This window comes from Streptomyces sp. NPDC048002 (assembly GCF_040653275.1).
Taxonomy (GTDB): domain Bacteria; phylum Actinomycetota; class Actinomycetes; order Streptomycetales; family Streptomycetaceae; genus Streptomyces.
In genome coordinates this window covers 216,788-240,842 of record NZ_JBEZNL010000004.1, presented here as the reverse complement: position 1 = coordinate 240,842, position 24,055 = coordinate 216,788, and the positions used below count along the sequence as shown (strand labels likewise).

The window sequence follows — 24,055 nt, the reverse complement described above, 5'->3', positions numbered from 1 at the left end:
CGGGCGCGGCCGGTCAGAGGCTTCTGATCTCCAGGATCGCGCGGTACAGGAGCCGGCCGAGGCTGTCGACGAATTCGACCGACATCTCCGGTGCCTCGTCGTAGTCCAGCATGAGGTAGACGCCACGCAGTCCGGCGGGCCCGGCGGCGGCCTGCCGCAGACCCAGGAGGATCCGGCGGCGGTCGGCCGTCGCGCCCTCCGCCTGCGCGAGGGCGACGAGCAGCCGTGCCGTGGACGCGGCCACGGCCGCGTCCGGGCCGTTCAGCCGGCCGATCAGCTCCGGGATGATGTCTCCGGTGACCTGGCGGAACCGGGCGACCGAGGTGTAGGCGGCCTTCTGTACGAAGGAGACGTCACCCATCGCGGTGCACAGCGCCGCGGAGATGCGACCGGAGACGCGGCGCAGCAGGCCGAGGAGCCGGACCGCTGCCAGGCGCTTGTTCCAGTGGGGTGCCGTCTCCGAGCACTCGGTGAGGATCACCTCCCAGACGTCCGGATCGGCCAGTGCGGTGAAGGCGTGCGGGGCTGCCTGGGCGAGCGCGTTGAGGGCCGTCAGAAGGTGGCCCAGCTCGTCGTCCGTGTCGTCCGCCGGGTTGACGGACTCCACCCACGCCAGGAGCAGGCGCAGTACGTCGTCGTCGCCGCGCAGGGGAGCCGCCGCGGTGTCGGCCGCGGCCCAGTAGCCGGAGTTCTTCGACAGCCCGATCGTGATGTACTGCCCTTCGCCGATCACTTTGAGCCGTTCCATGCAGGAGCCCGCGCTGTCCAGGGCGTCGCCGCCCAACCAGACTCCGGCCTCGACGACGAGTCTCTCGGCTGCTTGCAGACGCTCGTCGGCCCTGTGGTCGGTCACCGCTTTGCGGGCTGCTTTGAGGTAGGCCGCCGGGCCCTCGTGCACGACGCGCAGCGCGCCTCTGACCGTCTCGGGTACGGACGTCACGGCCGCGTGGACCGAGTCCGTCAGCGGCTTCATCACTTCGGGCTGGTTGTACGCGAGCTTGCACAGCGCGGTCAGCAGTGCGCGCTGCCCGGCCGCGGGCATCCGTGGGAGGGCCGCGAGGAGGCGGGGCAGCAGTCCGGCGTCGATCGACTCGATCGACTCGACGATCCACTCGGCGGATCCGCCGCCCCCGGAGGCCAGTTGCTCCAGCCAGGTGTCGATCGCGGTCCCGTCGTCGTGGTGGATGTCGCAGCGCACCCACTCCAGGGAGGACAGCACGACGGGAGGCAGGTCGGTGCGCCGCAGGTGTCCGGCGAGCGTGTCGAGGGAGGCCGCCCCCACCCGCCGCACGGACCAGCGGCGGTCACGGTTCTTGCCGTGCGGTGTGGTGCCGTGCAGGGCCAGGGCGGCCCGCAGCCGGAGGCGATCGGTCGATGTGCCGATCAGCTCGATCACCTTGGAGACGTTCCCGGGTGTCAGGTGCCCGGCCTCCGCCTGTACGAGCGCCGCCCACCGTGCGGCGGCCGGGTCGGAGTCGGTCCAGCGGGAGACGATGGCCCGCGCCGCCCGGTCGGGGCATCGCAGGTGTGCCCAGAGCGGGCCGAGGACGTCTCCGCGGTCCGATTCGACGAGGCGGGTGAGGAGGAGCGCCTCCCTCGGGGTGATCCGGAGGCCTTCCTCGATCGCCGCCTCCAGCAGGCCCGCCACCGCCGCCTGCGGGTCCCGCTCCCGCAGCAGGTCCCAGTTGGCGTCGCCGTCCGTGGGCACGGCTTCCATCGTGATGGCCTCGGCCGCCGTGGCGTTGAGGTAGAGCAGGCCCCACGGAAGGCGTCCGGTCGGCTGTGAGAGCCGGTGTTCCCTCGCGCCGAGGGCGGTGATCCCTGGCGGCAGCCGCCAGGCGAGGGCCCCCTGACCGTAGTGGGCGCGGTAGCGGGCGACGAGCCGCGAGGCACGTTCCGTAGCCAGGTCACGCAGCCACGCGTCGGGGACCGCCTCGACGAGGGTGTCCCCCGTCTCGGCCGGTCCGTAGAACCCACCGAAGACGGCACGTACTTCACGGAGCGCCTGGACCAGTTGCCGGTCGTCGTCGATCTGGCGGAGGGACGCGGTGCAGACCGCGAGCAGTTCGTCCGAGTGGTCGGGGGCGAGCAGCGCCAGCCGGGCCATGGCCCGAGCCCGGTCCGCCGGTTGGACGACCTCGCCCAACTCGTGGCGGAGCCTGCGGTATTCGTACAGCGGCAGGTCGCCGGGGCGCAGGTTCGGTTCGGTCAGGGCGATCACCTCGACGGCGCGCGCCAGGTCCCGCGGGTCGGCGATGCGGGCGAAGGAGTGGGCCACCGCCAGGTCGGCAACCGTGCCGTCCAGGTCGGCGAGGGCGCCCGCCAGCCGCCACAGAGCCCGGAACCGCAGGTAGGGGTCGTGGATGCGGGCGGTGTGCACCATGGCACCGGTGACGGCTGCCTCGGGGCGCACGTCGAACCCTGCGGGGTCGCCCGAGTCCGGGTCGCCCGAGTCCGGGTCGCGCGGGTAGAGGACGCCTGCCAGGATCTCGCGGATCTCGCCCGCGTCGGCGCCTTCGGCGGCGGCCCATCCCTCTCCCCACTTCAGCATCGCGTCGGCGGCGGTCACGCCGGACGACTGGTGGGCGGTGCGCGCCTGGACGAATCCCGAGAGGAACCCGCTGCGGAACGTCCGGTCGCGGAGGCAGCAGACCGCGAGTGTCTCCCAGAGCAGTTCCCGGTGGTCGTCGAGCAGCCGGGTGTAGCGGCCCAGCACGTGGCCCGCCAGCTGACCGAGTTCGTCCGGTGCGGTCAGCAGGCGGTCGAGAGCGGCGAGGTAGCGCTGGACGGGCGTCTCCGCCGGCTGGGTCAGGACCGCCCGTGGCCAGGTGAGCCGGTGTCGAACGGACTCGTTGCGCGGCACCGGCAGGCCCGACCAGCCGCGTGGCAGGCCTCCGGGCCCGGGGAAGGACACGCCCAGGACCGTGCGGCTGCCGGTGCCGGTTCCGGTGCCTGTCAGCGTCTCGGGCGCCAGGCCCGAGAAGGTGTGGCTCCAGTACTCGGCCTCCACCGCGTCGCGGACCCTCTCCGTCGTCGCGTCGACGTACCGGTAGGCCGCGATCCGGTCGCTGACCGGCAGCGGGTCACCGCCTCCGGCGATCCGGCCGTCGATGGCGATGCGCAGCAGATCGAGTTGGTGGTCCTCGGGCGCGTGCCCGGGAATGGTGCGGGCGGCGACCGCCGCCGATCCGACCAGTGGCTCGCGCAGCAGATCCTGCAGCCACCGGAACCGGCTGAGCGCGCCGAGCGCGGTAGGGCGTCGGGCCGGGTCCGCCAGGGCGTCTCGGATCAGGGGAACGACGTCCTCGCCGAGGGCGGCCAGGCCCACGACGGCGTCCGCGCCTCCCGCGGGGTCGCCGGCCCCTTCCCACAGCTCCCGGAACGGCCCTGCCAGCTGCTGGGCGGGCAGGCGGGCGATCAGGTGCCGGCGGAGGGTGCGGCTCAGTCCCGCGTCCGTGAGGTCGTAGACGATGTCGCCGGGTGCGAAGCCGAGCGGCGGCGCCTCCTCCGGGGGGAGCACCGGCAGGCCGGCGGGGACGCCGGTGTGCCGGAACGCCCGCAGTCGCTCCGTCTGCCGGGCGCGCCGGGCCCTGCCCTGGTCCGCCTGGCCGATGCCGCCGTACAGCGCGACCATCAGCCACAGCCAGTCGGTGTCGCCGCGCACGAAGGCCGTCAGCTCGGGCTTGGACTCCAGGAGCCGGCGCATCGGCAGGTGCCGGGCCAGCAGTCGCGGCATGTCGAGGTCGGCCGGCTCCGCACCTCGCGCTTCCTCGGCGGACCTGCCGAGGGCGGAGACGAGCGCCCACCGGACCGGCTGCCGGGCGGCGTCACGGTGGTCCGGGGCGCGGTGGACCTGCTCCAGCAGCGCGTCCGCGGTGACGGTGGTGAACCAGGCGGTGCGCTGCAACACCTGGGCTGCGGCTCCCGCCAGGTCGGGGCCCCCGGCGGACCCCCGAATGGCGTCGGCGAGGGCCTCGACGACCTGTTCCGCCCGCGGTCCGCGGCGCAGCCGGGCGAAGATCGCGCAGATCTCCTCGCGCAGGCCCTCCGCCTGCGCCTGGTCCTGACCGAACGCGTACGACTTCAGCAACTGGCCGACGATCCGGGCGACCGTGTCCTCCGGTGCGTCGCCGAGCCCGGGGAAGGCGTCGACCATCAGCATCGCCGCGCGGGCGATCATCGGATCGCGGTCGTCGCCGGCCAGGACGTCACGCAGCAACTGCGTCCTGGCCTGCGGGCCGCCCCACTCCGCGCTGACCGTCACCAGGCCCAGGGCCATCTTCAACGGCTCCCGCCAGTGCGGGTCGTCGAGCCTCTCGATGATCGTCTCGGCGGCGGCCGCCCCCGCGGCCAGGATGTGCCGGGCGGCGAGGAACTCCTGGAGTGTGCGGTGCGAGAAGGCGTAGTTGTCGTCGGACTCCTCGGCGAGCAGACCGACGTGCTTCTTGATGACCGTCAGCAGGTCGCGGAGCACCCCCTGGAACGCGCGGTCGGAGGGGGACGTGTGCCGCATGCGCGCCAGCGGGGTCGCGATCAGCTCGCCGATCCGGTCGAGACCGACCAGGCCGTTGCCCACCGCGCTGTCCTGCATCTCGGCCGCCAGCGGCTCCAGGGCCGCCAGCAGTTCGTCCCTGGTCAGGGTGTGGGCCTGGCACTCCGGCCGGCTGAGCCAGATGCGCAGCAGCCGTTCCACCACCCGGTCGTACACGCCCGCGAGCTGTTCGGGCAGGCGTCCGTCGGCCCAGTAGACGGTTGCCAGGATGGTCACGTGCAGCGGGTTCGTGGCCAGGGTGCGGATGCCCGGCCGGGCGTCGTCGTAGATCTCGCGTACGAGGTCCTCGGCGACCGGCCGCTGCGGTGCGCCCGGTTTCGACCGCTTGCCGGCGACCGCGGTCCACATCCGTACGAAGTGCTCCACCGCGGGGCGCTCCATCGGCCGGATTCCGAAGTGAACGCAACCGGACCGGATGCTCATCGACCGGTATCCGACATACCTGCTGGTCACGATGACCTGATTGCCGCCGGTGCGCCAGGGCCAGTCGCTCTCCTCGGCGGCGTTGGCGGCAGCGGCCTCCTCGATGAACTTCTGGACCGCCAGGGAGACCGTCCGGCGGTTGCCTTCGGGCAGTTCGTCGAGACCGTCGAGGACGATCACGGCCCGGCCTTCGTCGAGGAAGGTGCGCAGCATGGCGTTGCGGCCGTCCGCGTCCGCGCCGCGGAGGTCGGGGTCGCGCCCGAGGTACTCCGCCAGCGAGAGGGGCGGCTCGTGTGCGCGCTCGCGGCGGGCGAGTTCGTGTGCGAAGTGCGCCAGGCGCAGGAAGACGGGGACGCGCGCGGGCCCCAGGTCGATGAGTCGCCCGGTCGCGTCCGGGCCGGTCGTACCGGGATCCACCCAGGCCACCGGTACCCGCACCGGGTGCCCGACGTCGATGACGACGACGCCCCGCTCCCATGCCTCGGTGTCGCCTCCGGTGGAGAACCGCACTTCGGCGTAGCGGGTGCCGCACTCGTCGCCCGCGGGTGTGTACGCCAGCCGCTCGATCTGGTCGAGGGGGACGGCCTGGCCGGCGGCGGCCGGGGTGCCGGCCAGCGTGAGCGTGCCCCGCTCCGGGAGCGTGTCGATGACGACGGTGCCGGTGGGGTCGCCGTGGCCGGGTCGGAGGAAGTGTCTCCTGGAGAACAGGAAGCGCGTCGCGGCGGCGACGTGGACCCGGACGGCGTCCGGCGGGAGTGCCGGGCCGGACACCGGCGGGACCTCCTGGGCCATCCGGTCGAGCATGCCGCGCGCCAGTTGCAGGGCGAGCCAGCGGCCCAGCGTGCTCTTGCCGCTGCCGGGCTTGCCGAGGATGACCATCCTGCGGTGCGCCCGGAAGGCGTCGGCGATGGTGGCGACCTGGGCGGTGTGCTCCGGGCCGGCCCCTTCTCCCGAGGGCCGGAAGCCGCGGCGGACGATCTCGGCGTCGAGCTTCGTCAGGAGTTCGGGCGCGAGGGCGTCGACGGCCGTCCCCCCGGCCGCCTCGCGCACCTCCGTCGAGTGCAGGTCCGCGATGTGCCCGAGGTCGTAGTCGGTCTCCGGCGCCATCTCCAGGGCTACGTAGATCTTCTCCAGCTCGATGCGCAGCGAGCCGTCGTCCTCGATGCCCTGCAGCTGCAGCCAGTGGAAGCTCTCGACGAGCGTCTCCAGGTATGCGCGGAGCACCTCCCGCGTTCCCCGCCCGGCGGGGACATCGCCGGCGCCGGTGTCGGGGCGGGCGAGGACGTCGGGGAGGTCCGCGGGCGCGGGCAGGGTCGGGAGCAGGGCGCGCAGGCTGGCCAGCAGGGCGGGTTGCAGCGATGTCAGGGCGACGTCGAGCGGCGTGGCGGCGAGGCGGGACAGTCCGTCACCGGGGTGGTGCGCCTTGACGACCCCGACGATCCGGCCCTGTGCCCACACGGCGGCGCCCGACATGGCCTCCCACGGCGACACGTCCGGCGACGGATCGTCGGGCGGCGGACCCACGGTGATCTCCAGGGTCCGCTCACGCGCGTTCGACAGCGGCGCGAGGGTGCCGAACGCCTGGTGGCTGTCGCGGTACCTGCTGCCGTCCGCGTCGGTGCGCAATTTCCAGAGCGGGAATCCGATCATCTGGACGTTGAGGTGTTCCGCCGAGGCTCCCACCCGCCCGAACTGCGGCAACTCGCCGTCGTCGGCGACCGGCGGAATGACGATCAGTGCGATGTCGGTGGTGCCGACCCCGCGCCAGCCGATCGCGGCCACCGCGTGCTCGGTGGGAAGGTTGGCCTCGAAGGAGACCAGCACATCGACGGCGTCCTCCAGCACATGGGCGGCCGTCAGCACGACGCCCGGAGCGACGCGGTAGCCGGAACCGCGCCGGGCTCCCCCGGAGTGGCTGACGATCAGTTCGGCGACGCGGTCCCGGCGCGGGTCACCGTCCGCCATCGGCCTCGGCGCGAGTGACCGCCGGCACGCGCTCGCCCTCGACCTCGGCGCCCGCGATCAGCGGTCGGCGGTTCGGCGCCGACGCCAATCGGGGTTCCAGGGACAGCCTGATGGTGTGGGCCGACGTCGCGGTCACCGCGGCCTCGGCGCCGGCCTCGACGACCCAGAACCTGACCTTGGCGCCGGGCCTGGCCTCCTTCTGCACCTGCACGGAGAGCTCCAGTTCCACCGTGCCGATCTCGAACCGCATGTCGGAGCCGGTCCCGTCGCGCATGGCCTCGGTCAGTTCGCTCCGCAGGTCCTGGAGCAGGTCGGCAAGGCCCACTTTCATCGGACGGCTCCTCGTCGTCGCCTCGCGCTGACGCCGGCCGCCGCGCGGGAACAGTTTTCCCCGCCGCCGACGAAACCACATTCAGCGCTCGCGTACTCACAGAACGCATTGAACCACCCTCAGTAGGGCCTGAGTTGGCAGATCACGGCAAACAGCGGCCGTCCGCCCGGCCGCGGATGTTCCGCGCGGCGTCACTGGCTTCCCGGTGCGTCACGGCGCGGCCGATGAGTTCGCGGCTCCACGCCGGTCCACACTCGTGACACCCCACGAAAGGACACGGCCATGTCGGAGCTTCTCGTCGACTTCATCACCTCCCTCGACGGCTACGCGTCGGGAGAAGGGTGGCCCGGGTTCTGGGGCCTGGAGGGCCCGGAGTACCTCGCCTGGCTCGGTGAGCAGCCCGAGGTCACACACCTGATGGGAGCCAACACCTACCGCCTGATGTCGGGCTTCGCCGCAGGTCAGGTGCCCGAGGGCCAAGACGAGTTCCGGCCGGAGGAGGAGGCGTCCGTGGACGGGCTCACGCGAGCGTCCAAGGTGGTGTTCTCGTCCTCGCTGGAGGAGCCGCTGACCTGGGCCAACACCACGCTCGTCCGTGAGGACGCCGTCGAGACGGTCCGCGCCATGAAGGCGAGCGGCTCGGGGCTCCTCAGCACGATCGGCAGCCTCAGTCTGAGCCGGTCGCTGCTGCGGGCCGGGCTCGTCGACCGCTTCCGGGTCGTGATGTTCCCGGTGATCACCGGGGCCACGGGCGAGGAGCGCATCTACGACGGCTATCCGGACGTCGCCCTCGACATGATCGAGCACCGCACCTTCGACGGGCGTATCCAACTGGTCGAGTACAGGCCCCGGGTGCTGGAGCACCCGCCGCTCCACGTCCCCGAGTGACGTGACGCCGTCCGGCTCCCGGTCCCGGCGTTGCCGACGGGACCGGGAGCCGGTACGGGACCGACCGGGAGCCGGTACGGGACCGGGAGCCGGTACGGGACCGGGAGCCGGTACGGGACCGCTACCGGGGATCAGGCCGCGAGGACTTCCTGCTCCCGCTCCGGCGCCTTGACCTTGGGCTTCTTGTTCGGCAGGGAGAGCCGGACGACCTTGTGCCACGCGGAGAACACCTGCTTGGGCAGCGGTCCGGTGACGTACTCCAGCTCGTACTTCTCGAACAGCGCGCGCACCTTCACCGAGACCTCGGCGTACCGGTTGCTCGGCAGGTCCGGGAAGAGGTGGTGCTCGATCTGGTGCGAGAGGTTGCCGGTCATGAAGTGCATGGCCTTGCTGCCGCTGATGTTCGCCGAGCCCATCATCTGGCGCAGGTACCACTGGCCGCGCGTCTCGCCCTTGATCGAACGGCGCTCGAAGACCTGGACGCCCTCGGGGAAGTGCCCGCACATGATCACCGAGTGGGACCAGAGGTTGCGGACCAGGTTCGCGGTGAACGTGGCGGCCAGCGTGGTGAGGAACGACGGGCCCGACAGCAGCGGGTGGATCACGTAGTCCTTGAGGACCTGCTTACGGATCTTGCGGCCGACGGCCCTGGCCCGGGCACGGAACTCCGGGTTGTTGCGGCGGCGCTTGTGAAGGTTCTTGCCGAGCTCCAGGTCGTACGCCGCGATGCCGTACTCGAAGAAGCAGGCGTTGATGAAGTTCCACAGCGGCTGGCCGAGGTGGAAGGGGTGCCACTTCTGGTCCTCGTCGACGCGCATGATGCCGTAGCCGAGGTCGTTGTCCTTGCCGATCACGTTGGTGTACTTGTGGTGCAGCTCGTTGTGCGAGTGCCTCCACTGGTCGGACGGCGAGACGTGGTCCCACTCCCAGGTGGTGGAGTGGATCTTCGGGTCCCGCATCCAGTCCCACTGGCCGTGCAGGATGTTGTGCCCGATCTCCATGTTGTCCATGATCTTCGCCACGGACAGGCCGGCGGTGCCGATCAGCCACGCGGGCGGGAAGAACGAGAACAGCAGCACGCCCCTGCTGGCCAGCTCCAGCTTGCGCTGCGCCGAGATGACCTTGCGGATGTAGGCCGCGTCCTTCTCACCGCGACTGGCGATCACCTCGTCGCGGATCGCGTCCAGCTCGCGGCCGAGCTCCTCGATCTGCTCCGCGGTCAGGTGGGCGGTGGGGTCGATGGCGGTCAAGGTGCTCCTACCGTTCGATGTCACAGGGGCCCGCGGCGGCGGACACGCAGGTCTGGATGAGGACGCCCGGTTCGGCCTCGGTGATCTCGCCGGTGCGCAGGTCACGGACGGCGCCCGCCTTGAGCGGCGCGACGCAGCCGAAGCAGATGCCCATACGGCAGCCGGAGGGCATGAGCACGCCGGCCTCTTCACCGACGTCCAGCAGCGGCGTGGCGCCGTCCGCGTCGACGGTCCTGCCGGTGGCGCTGAAGGTGACCTCGCCGCCGTCTCCGACGACCACGACGTTGGGACGGAAGCGTTCGGTGTGCAGGCGCTCCGGGATGCCGTGCTCGGACCAGTGCTTCTCGGCGGCGTCGAGCAGGCCCGCGGGGCCGCAGGCCCAGGTCTCGCGCTCGGCCCAGTCGGGCACGAGTTCTTCGAGGCGGGCGATGTCGAGCATGCCGTCCGTGTCGGTGTGCACCTCGGTCAGCCGCAGCTTCTGCTCCGCGACCAGGCCGTGCAGCTCCTCGCGGAAGATCACGTCCTGCGGCCGGGGCGCGGAGTGGATCATGACGGCGTCGTCGAACTCGGTGTCGCGCAGCATGCCCATCACGGGCGTGATGCCGCTGCCGGCCGTCAGGTAGAGCACCTTCGCGGGCTTGACGCGCGGCAGCACGAAGTCACCGGTCGCCTGGTCGAGGTGGATCAGCGTGCCCGGCCGCGCCTCGCGGACCAGGTGATTGCTGACCTTGCCGTCCGGGATCGCCTTCACCGTGATCGTGACGCGTCCGTCCGGGCGGTCGGCCGGTGAGGTGAGCGAGTACGCGCGCCACAGGCGCACTCCGTCGACGTCGATCCCGATCCGCACGTACTGACCGGCCGTGTGGCCGCGCCAGCCCCGTCCCGGTCTGATCACGACGGTCGCGGCGTCCCCCGTCTCGGGGTGCACGGCCTCGATGCGCCCCCGCAGGTCCGCGCCCGCACGCAGCGGGCTGACCAGGTCGAGGTAGTCAGACGGCAGCAGCGGCGTGGTCACCATCTCCAGGAGCTTCCACGCCCTGCTGCGAAGGGCTGTACTCGTCATGGGTTCAGCTTGCTGCGCCTCAGGGCGTAAAGTCCTGACCGAAGGACGTAAAGCTGGTCGGCAAATTTGTTCGCAGGGAATAAAACGTGAGCCATGTGATCCGCAGGGCCAGTGAACTGGACCTCGATGAGACGACGGTCACAGCGCTTCGGGCCGCGCTGAAGACGACCGCCGACGAGGTCGTCCAAGCGATCATCGACGAGGTCCCGCCCTACGCCAACGCCCTCACCGGCCACATGGGCGCCACCATCCGCCGAGCCGTCCGCACGGCCCTGGGCCACTACCTGGACCTCGCGAGCGGGAACGCCACCGGCGTCGAGGGCGGCGACGCGGCCTACGAACTGGGCCGCGGCGAGGTCCGCGACGGCCGCTCCATGGACGCCCTGCTCAGTGCCTACCGCGTCGGTGCCCGCGTGGCCTGGCGCTGCCTGGCGGAAGGGGCCGTACCGGCGGGTCTGCCCGCCGCCGAGGTCGCCAAGTTCGCCGAACTGACCTTCGCCTACATCGACGAGCTCTCCGCCGCGAGCGCCGCGGGCCACGCGGACGAGCTGGCCGCCCGGGGCAGGGACCACGAGCGGCACCTGGAGCACCTCGCGCGCGATCTCCTCGCCGGCGCGCCCGCGGACGTCCTGCTGACCTCCGCCCAGCGGGCCGGCTGGCAGCCGCCGTCCTCGCTGACCGCGGTCCTGCTCCCCGGCGCGCAGGCCCGGCCCGCCTACCGCACGCTCGACCCGAACACCCTCGTCCTCGACGATCTGCCGGACGGCACGGGTGTCCTCCTCGTCCCCGACGCCGACCGATCGCATCTCCTGCGGCAGCTGACGGACCGCACCGCCGTGGTCGGCCCGGCCCGGCCGTGGACCCGGGCGTCCGCCTCGTACGCCCGAGCCGTGCACGCCCGCTCCCTCTCCCCCGACATCCGGGACACCGAGGACCACCTGCCCGAGCTGGTACTCAGCGCCGACGCGGACGCGCTCGCCGACCTGCGCGCCCGCGCCCTCGCACCGCTGCGGGCCCTGCCTGTCGCGACCGCGCGACGACTGGAGGAGACCCTGCGGGCGTGGCTGCTGCACCAGGGCAGGCGGGACGAGGTGGCGGCGGAACTGTTCGTCCACCCCCAGACCGTCCGGTACCGGATGTCGCAACTACGCGAACTGTTCCCGGACCTGGCGTCGCCGCACCGGGTTCTGGAACTGACACTGGCGGTGGCGGTTCGTGGCGGGTGAGGCGTACTTCTACGGGAAAGGCCAGAGCGGGCCCAAGGGGCGCCCGTCCCCCGCCGGCGCGGCAAAGCCCGTGGTGGTCTACAGCTCGGTCTGCTCCCACTCCCACGGCCTGGTGTGGATCTTCTGGAGCAGTTGGGCGAAGGTGGCGCGTTCGTAGTAGAGAGCGGCGTACTCCTGCGGGATCCGCTTGTCGTTGACTTCGACGGTCGGCGTGCCGGGGCCTTCGGGGTCCTCCGCTCCACCGGCTCGCTCATAGGCCTTCTCGGAGGCGGTCACGAACGCGCGGTACTTCATCGACGTCACGGCCTTGTCGAACCGGGGGCCGCGCAGGCCCTCCACATCGTCCGCCAGTTCCAGCAGGTAACCGGTGCTGAAGCCGTCGACGCTCTCCTCCGGTGCCTTGGCGTAGAGCACCTCGTGGAACTCCACGAACTTGCCCTCCTCCAGCGCGGCGCGCAGTGCGTTGACCGCGTTCTTCGACCCGCTGCCATGACGGTCGTCCAGGAAGGAGGCGAGGGTGTACTCGGCTCTGGCCTGCCGGTCGAGCATCGCCTCCCGGAGCGACGGGCCGCCGCCGGTCGTCTCGAACTCCTGGCAGTACGGGCAGCGGGGGTCCTCGTACACGCGGACCGACACCTTCGCGTCAGGGTCACCGACCACGATGGTGGTCCCGTCGGCAGCAAGCTTCTCGGGCAGTTCCTCCGCACTCCCGAACGGCAGTTTCAGTTCCTCCCCCGGCTGCTGTTGGTGTTGTTGCCCGCATGCCGCCAGCATCAGCACCACTACCGCACTCATCACAGCCCACCGGCCCCCACGCACCACGCGCGATCCCCTCCCCATACGAGATGTTCGCGACCCTAGATCATCCCTACGACAACCCCACCAGCAGGGACTCCTCACCGGATCCGGTCGCCGACTACGCTGCTGGAGTTGCTGCACGTGAACGAAGGACGTACATGGCTCGCCCTTACCACCCCGGACCGAAACGATTCGTCTTCGCTGCCGGTGACGGCGAGGAACAGCAGGTGACCGTGGGCGACGCTCAGGAGGCCTACGTGGCGTTCTCCGCGTTCTTCCGGGATCGGCAGAGCGACGCCTACACCATCCGTGACGAACCGGCGGGGCAGCGTCTGATCCTCATGCCGGGGCAAGGCGTGATCTCCCGGGTCGAGGACGGGGTCCGGTCCCGGTCGGAATACCTCCAGGTCGGCAGGGCCAATCGCTACCTCCCGAGCGCGATGCTGTTCTTCGAGAACGGATACGCGGGCCTCGACCACTTCGGCCAGTGGTTCTCCGGCCCGGCCGACCTCGACGCGCCCCCGGAGACGCGCGGTGCCCTCCGCGCCGCCATGTTCACGACGGAGGCAGCAGCGCTCTCGGAGGTCGGCCGGATCTGGGGAGATTCGGGCATCGTGGACCCGAGCGGCCAGTACTACGTCTTCTTCGACTCGCTCGATGCCGACGACGACCCCGCCGAACGAGTCGAACTGCTCGCGCTGATCGCGTTTCTCGGAATGGAGCGGGTCGACGCTCCGGCCGGGGCCGCCGGGGGCGAAGTGTGGGTACGGGCGGACACCCGCCTTGAAGGGGAATGCGCGCGGTGGTCGTGAGCGGACAACGGTCGGAGGGGCTCGACTGCGCAGTCACGCCCATTCCGTGGACTACGAAGAAGGTCTGAGCCCATGGGAGACATTGTCTTCACGCGCCGGAGCGGCTGGATACCGAGCGTCGTCCGTGAGGACGGCCGGTTGAAACTGAAGCTCGGCGCCGGGGCCGATGCCAACCATGAGCCTCGCACCTTCACCTTCCCCATCGGGGAGGAACATCTTGCGGTGATCCAGGAGGATCTGCCTCGGCATCTGCTGCTGTGGAGCGCGGTCCTTCCCCTGTGCGAGGCCGCCGGAACCCGGGGCCCGCTCGACGAGGACGCCGCCGCCGCGCTCCTGGACCCGATCCTTCTCAGCCCACCCGCGGAGGTCGACGCACTCTTCCGACGTATCTCATGGGACAGGAGCCGGCTCGTTGCCCACGGCGCGGACATCGCGTTGCTTCGGCGTGGTCAGGTCTGCGCGGCGATGCGCACGGCGACCGAGACGGCCAACGAGATGCGCGCTCAGGAGTACCACGCGGACCGCCGCCGCGCCGAGCGCGGAACAGTCCTCGGCCCGCTCGACGCCGCGATCCTCAAGTACACGGGCCAGTACACGCATGGCGCGACGATCCCCGGACGGAATCCCGACGCCGTCGACCCCGCGCTGCTGCCCGAGGTCCTGCGTGTGATCGCCACGGCGGAGCAGGCATGCGCCGGGATGCGGATCGGCCTCGATCCGCGACGGGGGAAGAACGCCACGGACAAGCGCGACTGGGACCGGATGACGGCGACGGTCGATGCGGCCGTACGCCGTGTTCACCCCGAACTCGTCGATGACGCCGTGCGAACGGTGAGCTTCCTGATGTGCTCGCAGGCCGCGAACCGCGCCCGGAACACGCCCGCGGACGACGAGGAGACTGGCGACGATCGCGCCGAGCCGGATGAGCGAGCGAACAAGACGGCCCTGCTGTTCACCGACGACAAGGGCGTCGAGAGAACGTGGCGGCGGAACGGTGCTCGCGGCGCCGGCGCGGAGTTCTGGGACTTCGTCAGCGACCGCTGCACCGCGGACAACGACGTCTTCACCATTGAGGACGAGGAGCTGGGCGAAGGGATCCAACTCCACTTCTACGCGGACTCCGTGGCCCGGATCACGACCGTGGAGAAGGGGCGGGGCGGGTCGGAACCGAAGTACCGGGTCGAGTACAGCCTGGTCGACGGGATCGGCGGTTACCGGAAACTGGTGAGCGCGTTCGTGCGCGGCGGTTGCGCCGCACTCGATCAACACGGCCCGTGGATCAACGACGTTGCCGAATTCGAGCGCGCGCGACGACGGCGCCGGGACGGCGACCGATAGTCGAAGCGGGAGACTCCGCACGGGCGCACCCTCACGGTCCTGTTGGCGTCCGCCTACGCGGCGTGGAAATCTCCCATGGTCACATCCCATCGGAACTCATACCAGAACGCGCCTTCTTGGTATGCGGCGGAGTCGATCTCGCGGATGGCTTCCTCTACCTTCTGGGCGCCTGCTTCCCAGTCCTCGGGGTCGGACCCTTCGGCGTAGAAGGGGAAGATATCCGCCAAGCGTCTGACGCAGTCCGTGAACAGCGCCGGAGAGGTATTGACCGGAGCTACGTCATCGGGCTCCATGCCCGAGACGACCTCACCGGTCTCCTCGTCCACGAATACGGAAACCCCCACACCCAAGGGTCCCGGGCGCCCGATCGTCCCGAAACGAATCAACGTCCGCCCCGCGTCGGTCGGAACATGCTCAACCTCGTCAACGACTCGATACCCGAAGAATTCAACCGGGACGACAAAATCGAATCCGCTGTCTTCGACGACAATTCGAACCAGGTCGATGTCCAAGGGGACCACCAAGGTAGTTGAGGAAGGCCATACTCTTCGACATTCGTGCGTCCTGCGGTCGCATTCGCTAGAGAGTCGTAGTAGTTGACGGACGGGCTCCGGCAGACCGGAGGATATCGGCGGTGGCCGGGTGGGGGCCGTTTTCTGCCCATTCGAGTGGGGACCAGCCTGTGCCCTGGTCTTCGCGGAGGTTCGGGTCGGCTCCGTGGGTCAGCAGTTGGCGGACGGTTTCGGCGTGGCCCCAACATGCGGCCGCGCACAGGGGTGTGCCGTCCGAGCCTGGCCCTTGGCTTTCGGTGTCTGGGGAAGCCCCGCTTTCCAAGAGGAGGCGGGCCAGTTCGGCCTCACCCTGCACCGACGCGAGGTACAGGGGTGTGGTTCCGTCGCTGTCGGGCTGCTCCGGGTCCGCTCCACTGCGCAGCAGGGCCTTCGCGTGGCTGACATCGCCCGTCAGGATCGCCTCGAAGAGACGACGGGAGAGCTTCTTCCGTTGGCGCTGATTCATATCCGGCGAGGCTAGCGATCATGGGTGTGCCGGAGCCACTGGAATCCATGCGCACGGACCTGCGCGCTGATGTCGATCAGGTGAGCGCGAGGCGGTTGCGGGTGCGGGCGGCTTCTGGGGTCAGGCCGGTCCAGCGGCGGAAGGCCCGGTAGAAGGAGTTGGTGTCGTCGTAGGCGAGCAGGTAGGCGATCTGCGCGGTGGTGAGGGAGGGATCGGCCAAGTAGCGCAGGGCGAGCTTCTCGCGGGTGTCGGTCAGTACGGCCTGGTAGTTGGTCTCCTCCGCCTGTAGCTGCCGCTGGAGGGTGCGGGGGCTGAGCATGAGCTGGCCGGCGATGGCGTTGATCGAGCTCTCACCGGCGGGCAGGCGTTCGTGGAGCGCCGCGCGCACGCGGTCGGCCGTGGTGGCCGAGGTCTCCAGTTCGGCGAGGCGGCGCCTCAGCTCGGGCGCGAAGAAGTTCCACATCGACTCGTCCTCGGTGAGGAACGGCAGCGCCGCGTCCGCGGCGGCGAACGTGACGGCGTCCGCCTCCGCCTCGCGGATCCCCGTACGCCGGCCAGGCCGCCGCGGTCGCCGCCTCGCTGCGCTCCGAGACCATGGCCCAAGCGCCTCTCTCCGCCCACCGTGATCGCGGACACCATCGGCAAGGCCGTCACGGCGCGCAAGCCCAAGACGCGCTACGCCGCCGGCTTCAGCGCACGCCCTCTCATCACCCTGCGTCGCCTCCTTCCCGATCGCGCCTACGACGCCCTCATCACGCGCTCCCTCGCCCTGCCCCGCTGACCCGGGGTTCCAGGAGGCGGCCGGCACCTCGGTCGGCGTTGTCACCCCAGAGTCGAGCGGGTCGTGGCCGCCGGTCAGGTCGGCCTGGTGCTCGGCACCGGGATTCCGGGCGCCGCCCCTTCGGTGCTCTCGCCCAGGAAGCCGCCCGACTGGTGCTGCCAGAGTTTGGCGTAAGCGCCCTCCGCGGCGAGCAGTTGGTCGTGGGTGCCCTGCTCGACGACGGTGCCGCGGTCGAGAACGACGAGGCGGTCCATGCCGGCGACCGTGCTCAGGCGGTGGGCGACGACAAGGGCCGTGCGTCCTTCCAACAGCCGCCACAGGGCGTCCTGGACGAGGAGTTCGCTCTCCGAGTCCAGTGCGCTGGTCGCCTCGTCGAGCAGCAGGATGGGTGCGTCGCGCAGGATGGCACGGGCGAGGGCGACTCGCTGGCGCTGACCGCCCGAGAGCTTGACCCCTCGCTCCCCCACCAAGGTGGCGAAGCCGTCGGGGAGTTGGTCGGCGAACTCCGTGACGTGCGCGGCCTCGGCCGCCGCGTGGATCTCCGTGTCGGTGGCGCCGGGACGGGCGAAGGCGATGTTGTCCCGCAGGCTGCGGTGGAACATCGCGGGTTCCTGGGGGACGTAGGCGTAGAGCGAGCGGAGGTCGGTCTGGCGCAGTCGGCTGATGTCCTGGCCGCCGATCAGGATGCGGCCGTCGTCGAGGTCCGACATACGCAGCAGGAGCCGGGTGAGCGTGGTCTTGCCGCCGCCCGACCTGCCGACCAGGCCGATCCGGGCGCCCGCGGGCACGTTGAGGTCGAGTCCCTGGAAGATCGGCTGGGCACCCAGGTGGGCGAAGGTGACGGCGTCGAAGCGGATGCCGGTGTCCCGTGGTGCGAGCGGTTCGGGTTGCGCCGGGTCGAGCACGGTGGGCGGCTCCAGCAGCAGTTCGGTGAACTGCGCGGCCTCGGTCATGGAGCTTTCCAGACGCCGGTAGATCTGGTTGAACTCGAACATGATCTCCGTGGCGTTGAAGTAGTAGGTGAACGCGACGACGAGTGCCTCGACTCCCTGTCCCGACCCGGCGAAGGCGATGGCGACCAGCAACCCCAGCACGTTGGTCAGGACGAACATGGGGGCCACCAGGACGTCTACGCGCAGATTGCCGTAGTCCCACGACCGCAGTGTCAGGCGCCTGGACTCCGCGACGCGGCTGCGGTGTTCCTCGGCCTCCCGGCTTTCTGCCGCGAAGGCGCGGATGGTCTCCATGTTCATCAGGCTGTCGGCGACGTGGCCGGAGACCCGGGCCATCGCCGCCTCACGGTCGTTGACCAGTTTCTGGCGGCGCCGGATCAGGGGCGTCGCGGCCGCGACGGTCAGCACGATCATGACGAGCAGACCCACGACCAGCATCGGCTCGTAGATCCAGAGGACCACGGCGCCGAAGACCAGCGGGACGAGACTGCCCACGATCCGGTACGTCAGGGTGTCGACGAAATCCTCGAAGCGCTTGCCGAAGCTGAGCACCCGTTTGGTCAGGGAGCCCGCGAAGTTGTCGTGGAAGAAGGCGGCGTCCTGGGCGAGGAGTTCGTCCATGCCGCTGACGTACAGGTGCTCCATGCCGAGGGCGTCCACGCGGTTCAGGCAGTGCTGCCCGATCCGCCACACGACTTCGGCGAGCAGCAGGGTCGCGCCGAAGCCCAGCACGTACGGCAGGGCGGAGCCTACGGTGAGACCGTCGTCCTCGGCGGCCTGGGCCGCGAGTTTGGCGATCAGCAGGGGCGCTACGTAGCGGGTGCCGATGTTGCCCAGGGCCGGCAACAGCAGTGCGGGCAGGGCCAGTCGTCGCAGGCGGAGGAGTTCTTGGCCGTAGCGGCGCAGGGCCAGGACGACCGCGCTCCGGTCCGGCGTGGCGCCCCGCGTGTCTGTCGTCCCCATCACACTCCCGAGGTCGGAAGTCGGAAGTGTCCCGTCGCGGGCGGCATCGGGTCCAGGCATTTACGGCGGACCGGCGATAACCGGACATCGCCGTGTCCGGTGTGCGACGCCTCCGGCGGGGCGCCGGTCGGCGTGGGGACCTGTCCGCCGGGATCCGCCGGGATCCGCCGGGAGAGGTACCGCTGGCCGCAATTCGTCATCAACGAGGATGACTTCGCAGCGCACAGCCAACGCACAGGGCGCGTTCCCCCTCATTCCCTTCAGCGGGTTGACCGCAGGGAACGAGAGGACACGAAGTGCGTACGAGACACGCTGCACGGGCGGTACTGGCTCTCACCGCGACCGGAGCGGTGCTCACACCGCCGGGCATGGCGTACGCGGAGGAGGGACCGCCGCGCATCGATCTGCGGGCGGACGTCAACCGCGACGGCAAGGTCGACGTCACGGACGCCACCGACACCGCCGGGGAGAACACCTGGACCGTCGGGCGGGGTGCGGTGTTCCTGCCCAACATCGACGACGACAGCAGGCGCTGCCCGACCACCGGCACGGGCGGCCGCCCGCTCTCCGACGCCAAGCTCGCCGCGTGCAACGACGCTTCCGACCAGAAGGTCAACGGCCGTGCCGACGCCGCCGATCTGGCGCGGGTCCGCTCGGTGCCGCTGCGGAACCTGCCCTCCGATGCCAGGGGCAGTGTCAAGGTGACCTCGGGAGCCGACCGGAGCAGGGTCTTCCTGCTGCGCAACGGCGCCTGGGAGTTGGTCACTTCGCAGACCCGGCTGACGCGGGCCGAGCTGCGGGCCGGTGTGGAGTTCGGTGTCGAGGGCAAGGACGTCATCCGCGACAGCGCGGCCTGGGACGGGCGCGTGGTGCTCCGGCTGAAGGTCACCTCCTCGTCCGGCAGCACCGCCGACTCCGTCACGCTGCGTGCCGCTCCGCTGCTGACCCACCACGCGCTGCAGAACACCCAGCAGTTGATGGTCACCAAGGTGGCCGGCAACGACCCGTGGGCGAAGCGGCAGCGCGCGTTCGTCAAGAAGCTGGAGAAGGAGAGCCAGGCGGCCGGCATCACCAAGCCGCTGATCACCTTCGAGAAGTACGGCGACATCTGGGCCCAGGACTTCGTCGAGCCGGCCTACCTCAACATGACGGGCCCGGACGGCAAGCAGCGCACGATGCGCGTCATGCTGCGCTCCGCCCAGGACCGCGAGGCGGGCCGCGAGCTCTTCGAGAAGCTCCGCGGACCCAACGTCGGCGTAGTCCAGGCCAAGGGCCGGGACATGCAGGGCTGGGAGACCCTCAATTCCTACGGCAACCTGGAGACGATCCCGCCCTACGCCCACAACGGCCGCTCGTTCCCGGCCGGTCGGATCATCATGGGCGAGCGCAAGGACGGCAGCGGCGTCCGTCCCTCCAAGGAGATACGCACGATGCTGAAGTCCCAGGGACTTCAGGACCCGCTCCTGCTGGACACCTCATGGCTGCACGTGGGGCACGTCGACGAGTTCGTGCAGTTCCTGCCCGCCGACACCCCGCGCGGCTGGCGGATCGGCATCGCCGACCCCTCGGCCGGGCTCCAACTCCTGCGGGACGCCCAGCGCGACGGCCACGGCGCGAAGAAGATGTTCTCGGTCCCCGGCTTCGAGGACCTGCTGCCCCCGGAGGAGACCATCGACGAGGCCCTCGCCTCCCGGTACCTGGTCAAGGACAACGAAATGGCCGCCCGGAAGATCACGGCCAACCTGGAGATCCTCAAGAAGGAGACGGGCGTCACCGAGGACGAGATCGTCCGCGTGCCCGCCCTCTACACGCGGGGCATCGTGGGCGACAGCGCCGACCCGCGCGTACCGCTGCTGCGCCGCCTCGGCGGCGAGGGGACCTCGGAGGCCGCCCGGAAGTACGGTCAGCAGCAGTTCCGCGAGAACGCCGAGGACGCCGAGGGCGCTCGCGCCGCCGCACCGGCTCCCACCGTCATGACCAGCGCGTACGTCCCGGGCGCCGTCAACGGCATCCTGCTCTCCCGGGACCGCTACCTCGCCCCGCGCCAGTGGGGTCCCGTCGTCGGGGGCAAGGACATCTTCACCGAGGCCGTCACGGCCGCGTACACCGGTGCCGGGATGAACATCTCGTACGTCGACGACTGGTACACGTACCACCTCGGTATGGGCGAGATCCACTGCGGCACCAACACCCTGCGCGACGCCTCCGGCCTCTGGTGGAAGCCGTAGCGTCACCGTTGCCGGGCAGTCGGCCCGCCCCGAGGTCCAGGACCTGGGGGCGGGCCCTCTCCGGTGGGGGCAGGATGGTGCTCATGCGGAACATTGTCGTGATCGACGCTCCTTCCAATCTCGGTCTGCGTCCGCCGGAGCCCGGTACCGTCCCCGGCTGCTACAAGCTCGCGGGAGCCTTGCGGGACCAGGGGATCGTGCGCAGGCTCGGTGCCCTTGAGGGGGGTGTGGTCGTGCCGCCTCGCTACGACCGGGGCGACTGGGAGGAGGGAGACGGCGTCTTCAACGCCGCGGCCATCGCCTCCTACACCGTTCGGCTCGCCGACCGGGTCCAACAGCACGTGCGTGCGGGGGACTTCGTGCTGATGCTCGGCGGTGACTGCTCCATCCAGCTCGGTGCCGCGCTCGCCCTGCGCCGTCTCGGCCGCTACGGACTGGTCTCCGTCGACGCCTCCCCCGACTTCCGTCACCCCGGTAACTCCGATCGTGTCGGCGCGGCCGGCGGGGAGGAACTCGCGCTTGCCACCGGACGGGGGCAGGCCGATCTGACCGATCTTGAGGGGCTGGGGCCCTACCTCCGGGACGAGGACATCCGCGTGTTCGGTACGCGCGACGCGTACTCGGACGACGAGGAGGTCGCCGAGCTGCGTGGGCTGAAGGTTCCCGTCGTCACCGTGTCCGACCTGCGCCGGTGGGAGCCCTCCGACCTCGGCGCCGCCACCGCCGTCAGTCTGGACTTCCCTGCGCTCGACGGATATTGGGTTCATCTGGACGCCGACGTTCTCGATCCCACGGTCATGCCGGCGGTGGACAGTCCGGACGCCGACGGGCTCCTGCCCGATGAGGTCACCGCCCTGTTGCGGCCGCTCGTCCGGTCGCCGCGGTGTGTGGGGCTCAACGTCACCATCTACGATCCCGACCTCGACCCCGACGGCACCGCCGGAGCCCTGCTCACGGACTTGGTGGTGGCTGCCTTCGCCGACAGGTGAGCGGCGGGAGTCGGACCGGCCGAGCCGGGTGGGCTCGGCCGGTCGCGTTCGCCGGTTCAGTGGGGCCGCGTACCGGCGTCCGCGGTGTCGAAGGCGACGAACCTCAGTTCCGACGTGTAGCGGTTGCCCTCGTCGTCGGTGAGCCAGGTCTGCTCCGGGGTGGGGAGCATCTCCGTGAACACGGCTCTGCCCTCCGGGTCCTTGCGGGCCAGGCGGCGCAGGGCCTTGGCGAGGATCGTGACGTAGACAGGGCTGTCGAAGTCCACGTAGAAGGGGCGGGATTCGGTCGGCGAGACGACGAAGACGTAGCGGGGCAGGCCCAGTCGGGTACGCCACTGCCGGGCGAGGACGAAGCGGCGGGCCTCGTCCTTCGCGTCGGCGAAGTCGGCCTCCGCGGCGGGCAGCCGCCAGGTCTCGCGGGCGACGACCAGGCGGTCGATGGTGACGCGCGGGGTGTGCGGGGCGGGCGGGAGGAACTGGCAGAGGTCCATCGCCAGGGTGGTCAGGACGTGCGCGAAGACGTCCGTGACCGGGAAGTGCGCGCCGTCCGGGAGGGCGACGACGAGTTCACCCGCCCGTTCCTCCACGACGGCGTCGGCGCTGCGAACGGCTCGGGGGCGGGCCGGGTCGGCGGTGAAGTCGGTGAGGGCGACCTGGTAGTCCTGGGGACGGATCAGTGTGTGCCGGACCCGGGTGGAGAGTCGGGCGCGGTGCTCCTTGGGGATGAGGGGCATCAGGCGCGGGCCGGGGTGGTCGCGGTCGGTGAGGGCGAACAGTTCGTCGACGGCCGGGTGTTGGTGGGTGAAGAGGGAGGCTCCCAACGTGTTGGAGGCCAGGTGGAGTTCGCCGAGTACGAGGGTCAGGTCGCCACGCGAAGCGGCTTCGGGTCCGTCCGCCGCGATCATGATGTCCGGGCTGAGGTAGCGCGCGGCGGTCCAGCCTCCGCCGCCCCCGAACTCGCGGCGGACGGACTTCTCGATGTCCGCCGATCGCACCTTCACGTGGCGCGCCCCCTCGGGGACGGGGAGGACGCGCCGCCAGCGCGCGGCGAACTCCGTCTGGAGGTCCTCGGCGGCGGCGCGCGCGGTACCGTGCAGGACGGGCAGGCACGCGAACCAGAAGGAGGCCAGGTCCACTTGGCCGGCGGCGGCGAGACGGCCGTACACCGTGCGGGTCTCCGCCTCCACGGTGGCGGCCAGTTGTGAGGTGAGCCAGCCCGCGCTGTCCATGAGCAGGCGCAGCGGGGACAGCGCGTCGAGGACGGCCGGGCCGAGGCGGGTGGTGGCGGAGCGCCGGGTGTCGGAGTAGACCAGGGCGCGACAGGGCGCGGTGGTGGCGGACTTCTCCCTTACGGCGGCTGTGTCGGTGAGGGTCGTGAAGTCCTGTTCCAGTTGCTGGAGGGCGCTGACGAGCGCGTCGGCGTCGGTGGCCCGGGCGACTTTCGCCCTGCCCTCCTCAAGGAGGTCGAGGGCGGCGAGGGCGCGTCGCCTGGGGGCCGGATCCGCGACCGTGTTCAGCCAGTTGCGCAGGGCGCGGTCGGGGTGGGTGCCGGCGGGTACCTCCAGACGCCAGGCCACCCAGCGGCGTTGGACCAGTTCTTCGAGGGTCGCGGGGACGTCGGTGTCCGGGAGTTCGGCGGCGATGTCGTGGGCCGAGCGGATGCCGTCGCAGCGGGTGAGGACGGCGGCGGTGCGGGCGGCCACGGTTGTCGGGCGCCTGCCGGGTACCCGTACCTCGTCGCCGTTCAGCGCGACGAACGGGACCCGCCTGGGGGCGATCCATCCGCGCAGCTCCGGATCGGCGTCCAGGACCTTCGCCAGGGCGTCGATGCCCCAACTGGCCCAGTAGACGGTCGAGTCGGCGATGATTCCGGTGCCGGTGTCGGTTTCGGCGCCGACGACGTCGGAGTCCCAGCGGCCCCAGCCGACGGGGCCGAAGAAGCCGATGGTGTCGTTCTTCACGCAGAACCGCTGCCAGTAGTGGGCGACGAGTTCCTCGCGCTGGCGGGGCATGCTGCTGCGCGCGTCCACGCCGGGCGTCCAGCGCAGGAAGGGGGCGATCCCGGAGGTGAGGACGGGCCGGTTCTGCCAGGCCACCGCCTGCCGGAACGCCGGGGTGCGGGCGATGTCCTGGAGCGTGTGCGCGGTCTCCACGGCGGCCTGGGCGAGTTGCTCGGTGAAGCCGTCCCACTCGGGGCCGGTCAGCGGCTCACCGGGGCCGAACTTGTCGGCGGCCTCGGCCAGTCCGGGCGGGGCCAGACGCAGCACACCGTCGGCGGGGAAACCCGGTCCGCGCAGCGCGAACTGGTTCCACAGCCGCCAGCGGCCGAGGAGCGGGGCGTGGTCTTCGGGCATGGCGGCACTCCTTGACGAGCACGGGACGGGACGGACGGACGGCTGACGAGGCTGGATCGGGAGCGCGCAGTGGGCGGTGCACGCCCGTCCCCCGGCCCCGTACGTGCGTCCGTACGGGGACCGG

The 24,055-nt window shown here is 70.9% G+C and carries 17 protein-coding genes; 7 read left to right on the top strand and 10 right to left on the bottom strand.

Annotated elements, in window-relative coordinates:
* Positions 1 to 13: 13 nt before the first annotated feature.
* Positions 14 to 6,940, bottom strand: coding sequence for a hypothetical protein (locus AB0E07_RS08475; protein ID WP_362247575.1), 6,927 nt, complete (start codon positions 6,938 to 6,940; stop codon positions 14 to 16).
* On the bottom strand, positions 6,927 to 7,271 hold the full coding sequence (locus AB0E07_RS08470; protein WP_362247574.1) for a trypco2 family protein: 345 nt from the start codon (positions 7,269 to 7,271) through the stop codon (positions 6,927 to 6,929). The genes AB0E07_RS08475 and AB0E07_RS08470 overlap by 14 nt, the downstream gene beginning before the upstream one ends.
* Before the next feature lie 282 nt (positions 7,272 to 7,553).
* Between AB0E07_RS08470 and AB0E07_RS08465 the strand changes: the two genes are divergently transcribed.
* Positions 7,554 to 8,159, top strand: a complete 606-nt coding sequence (locus tag AB0E07_RS08465) for a dihydrofolate reductase family protein (protein WP_362247573.1) — start codon at positions 7,554 to 7,556, stop codon at positions 8,157 to 8,159.
* A gap of 131 nt (positions 8,160 to 8,290) precedes the next feature.
* On the opposite strand, the gene AB0E07_RS08460 is transcribed toward AB0E07_RS08465, so the two are convergent.
* Together AB0E07_RS08460 and AB0E07_RS08455 are read right to left on the bottom strand one after the other, a co-directional pair.
* Entirely contained in the window at positions 8,291 to 9,409 is a 1,119-nt protein-coding gene (locus tag AB0E07_RS08460; RefSeq protein WP_362247572.1) for an acyl-CoA desaturase, read from the bottom strand.
* 7 nt (positions 9,410 to 9,416) lie between these two features.
* Positions 9,417 to 10,472 carry a ferredoxin reductase gene (locus AB0E07_RS08455; RefSeq protein WP_362247571.1) on the bottom strand — a complete coding sequence of 352 codons (1,056 nt, stop codon included), beginning with the start codon at positions 10,470 to 10,472 and terminating at the stop codon, positions 9,417 to 9,419.
* Positions 10,473 to 10,558: 86 nt separating this feature from the next.
* Here AB0E07_RS08455 and AB0E07_RS08450 point away from each other — a divergent pair, with 86 nt between their 5' ends.
* Positions 10,559 to 11,698 (top strand): helix-turn-helix domain-containing protein, encoded by a 1,140-nt coding sequence (locus tag AB0E07_RS08450; RefSeq protein ID WP_362247570.1) that lies wholly within the window; start codon positions 10,559 to 10,561, stop codon positions 11,696 to 11,698.
* Between the two features lie 78 nt (positions 11,699 to 11,776).
* Here AB0E07_RS08450 and AB0E07_RS08445 read toward each other — a convergent pair whose 3' ends face one another.
* Positions 11,777 to 12,493, bottom strand: a complete 717-nt coding sequence (locus AB0E07_RS08445) for a thioredoxin domain-containing protein (RefSeq protein WP_362247569.1) — start codon at positions 12,491 to 12,493, stop codon at positions 11,777 to 11,779.
* A 161-nt stretch (positions 12,494 to 12,654) separates the two neighbouring features.
* On the opposite strand from AB0E07_RS08445, the gene AB0E07_RS08440 reads away from it, so the two are divergent.
* On the top strand, positions 12,655 to 13,308 hold the full coding sequence (locus tag AB0E07_RS08440) for a hypothetical protein (RefSeq protein WP_362247568.1): 654 nt from the start codon (positions 12,655 to 12,657) through the stop codon (positions 13,306 to 13,308).
* Between the two features lie 72 nt (positions 13,309 to 13,380).
* Positions 13,381 to 14,646, top strand: a complete 1,266-nt coding sequence (locus AB0E07_RS08435) for a DUF6357 family protein (protein ID WP_362247567.1) — start codon at positions 13,381 to 13,383, stop codon at positions 14,644 to 14,646.
* A 53-nt stretch (positions 14,647 to 14,699) separates the two neighbouring features.
* Here AB0E07_RS08435 and AB0E07_RS08430 read toward each other — a convergent pair whose 3' ends face one another.
* The 3 genes from AB0E07_RS08430 to AB0E07_RS08420 form a co-directional block, all read right to left on the bottom strand.
* A complete protein-coding gene (locus AB0E07_RS08430; RefSeq protein ID WP_362247566.1) occupies positions 14,700 to 15,158 on the bottom strand; it encodes an SUKH-4 family immunity protein in 459 nt (152 codons plus the stop codon).
* 67 nt (positions 15,159 to 15,225) lie between these two features.
* Entirely contained in the window at positions 15,226 to 15,663 is a 438-nt protein-coding gene (locus AB0E07_RS08425) for an ankyrin repeat domain-containing protein (protein WP_362247565.1), read from the bottom strand.
* A gap of 76 nt (positions 15,664 to 15,739) precedes the next feature.
* A complete protein-coding gene (locus AB0E07_RS08420; protein ID WP_362247564.1) occupies positions 15,740 to 16,126 on the bottom strand; it encodes a helix-turn-helix transcriptional regulator in 387 nt (128 codons plus the stop codon).
* 159 nt (positions 16,127 to 16,285) lie between these two features.
* Between AB0E07_RS08420 and AB0E07_RS08415 the strand changes: the two genes are divergently transcribed.
* Positions 16,286 to 16,444 (top strand): hypothetical protein, encoded by a 159-nt coding sequence (locus AB0E07_RS08415; protein ID WP_362247563.1) that lies wholly within the window; start codon positions 16,286 to 16,288, stop codon positions 16,442 to 16,444.
* Between the two features lie 74 nt (positions 16,445 to 16,518).
* On the opposite strand, the gene AB0E07_RS08410 is transcribed toward AB0E07_RS08415, so the two are convergent.
* Complete coding sequence (locus AB0E07_RS08410; protein ID WP_362247562.1) at positions 16,519 to 18,360, bottom strand: ABC transporter ATP-binding protein; 1,842 nt, start codon at positions 18,358 to 18,360, stop codon at positions 16,519 to 16,521.
* A gap of 368 nt (positions 18,361 to 18,728) precedes the next feature.
* Here AB0E07_RS08410 and AB0E07_RS08405 point away from each other — a divergent pair, with 368 nt between their 5' ends.
* Both AB0E07_RS08405 and AB0E07_RS08400 read left to right on the top strand, forming a co-directional pair.
* Positions 18,729 to 20,588, top strand: a complete 1,860-nt coding sequence (locus AB0E07_RS08405) for a protein-arginine deiminase domain-containing protein (protein ID WP_362247749.1) — start codon at positions 18,729 to 18,731, stop codon at positions 20,586 to 20,588.
* 83 nt (positions 20,589 to 20,671) lie between these two features.
* Complete coding sequence (locus AB0E07_RS08400; RefSeq protein WP_362247561.1) at positions 20,672 to 21,577, top strand: arginase family protein; 906 nt, start codon at positions 20,672 to 20,674, stop codon at positions 21,575 to 21,577.
* A gap of 56 nt (positions 21,578 to 21,633) precedes the next feature.
* On the opposite strand, the gene AB0E07_RS08395 is transcribed toward AB0E07_RS08400, so the two are convergent.
* Complete coding sequence (locus tag AB0E07_RS08395; RefSeq protein ID WP_362247560.1) at positions 21,634 to 23,931, bottom strand: lantibiotic dehydratase; 2,298 nt, start codon at positions 23,929 to 23,931, stop codon at positions 21,634 to 21,636.
* Between the last annotated feature and the right edge of the window lie 124 nt (positions 23,932 to 24,055).